Below are 1,043 nucleotides of genomic sequence, written 5' to 3'. Positions count from 1 at the left end.
CCGTCTTCCTTGATATGGACGGCACCTTGTTAGACCTGCATTTCGATAATTATTTTTGGATGCAACATCTTCCAAAGCGCTTCGCTGATACGCGAGGAATGACGCTTGAAGAATCGAATACATTTCTGAGCAAGTATTTTCGAGATCTTAAAGGAACCTTAAATTGGTATTGTTTTGATTATTGGTCTGACTTACTTGATATGGATTTGATCCAATTAAAACATGAAGTGAAAGACAAAATAGCCTACCGGCCATTTGCTGAAGAATTCCTGAGTGCAATATCCGCTGGACCTTATCGCGTATTGCTTGTGACAAATTCTCACAGAGCAGGTGTTGAAATTAAGATGCAATGCACCAATCTAGGCGATTATATTGATGAAGTGCATACATCTCATGATTTTGGCTTACCGAAAGAAGATCCAGAGTTTTGGACAGCTTTGCGCAACAAAGTACATTTTGATCCACGCTCAACAGTATTTTTTGATGATAATGAAGATGTCCTTCATTCTGCTAAAAAAGCGGGACTCGTGCATTTGATCAATATCGTAAAACCAGATAGCCGCGGACCTATGAGAGTGAAAAGTGACTATCCTTTGTTGTCTTCATTTATGGATGTAATGCCTTCGTCATGACAGAAAGTTCTGAGCAAAAAGTTCGTATCGATAAATGGTTGTGGGCAGCAAGATTTTTTAAGACCCGGTCTATGGCTAAAGAAGCTGTAGAGGGCGGCAAAGTGCAATACAACGGTCAGCGTTGCAAACCAGGTAAGACGGTCGATTTGGGCGCTACTTTGCAAATTCGACAAGGCTGGGTGGATAAAGTCGTGACAGTGGCTAGCTTGTCAGATCGTCGTCAAAACGCAACCTTAGCTCAACAGCTATACGAAGAAACGGAAGAAAGTCGAATAGAGCGTGAAAAGAAAGTGGCGGAGCGTCGTGCGGAACGCGAAAGTCAGCCAGTACCGTTTAGAAGACCGAATAAACGGGATCGTCGTTTAATTCATCGTTTCAAAGATCAACGAAACGATTAGAGACAGAGAGATA

The 1,043-nt window shown here is 42.1% G+C and carries 2 protein-coding genes; both read left to right on the top strand.

The window, feature by feature from the left end; all coding sequences use genetic code 11:
* On the top strand, positions 1 to 632 hold a 632-nt coding region (locus A3738_RS00675), incomplete at its 5' end, for an HAD-IA family hydrolase (RefSeq protein ID WP_068763263.1).
* Complete coding sequence (locus A3738_RS00670; RefSeq protein WP_068476025.1) at positions 629 to 1,030, top strand: RNA-binding S4 domain-containing protein; 402 nt, start codon at positions 629 to 631, stop codon at positions 1,028 to 1,030. The genes A3738_RS00675 and A3738_RS00670, both read left to right, overlap by 4 nt.
* The last annotated feature ends 13 nt before the right edge of the window (positions 1,031 to 1,043 follow it).

This window comes from Oleiphilus sp. HI0066 (assembly GCF_001635725.1).
Note: the sequence above shows the minus strand (reverse complement) of the source record. Positions and strands in the feature narration are given on the sequence as shown.

Excerpts from the sequence above, each read along its gene's own strand:
- A3738_RS00670 (WP_068476025.1), top strand. The coding sequence starts at position 629 with ATGACAGAAAGTTCTGAGCAAAAAGTTCGTATCGATAAATGGTTGTGG.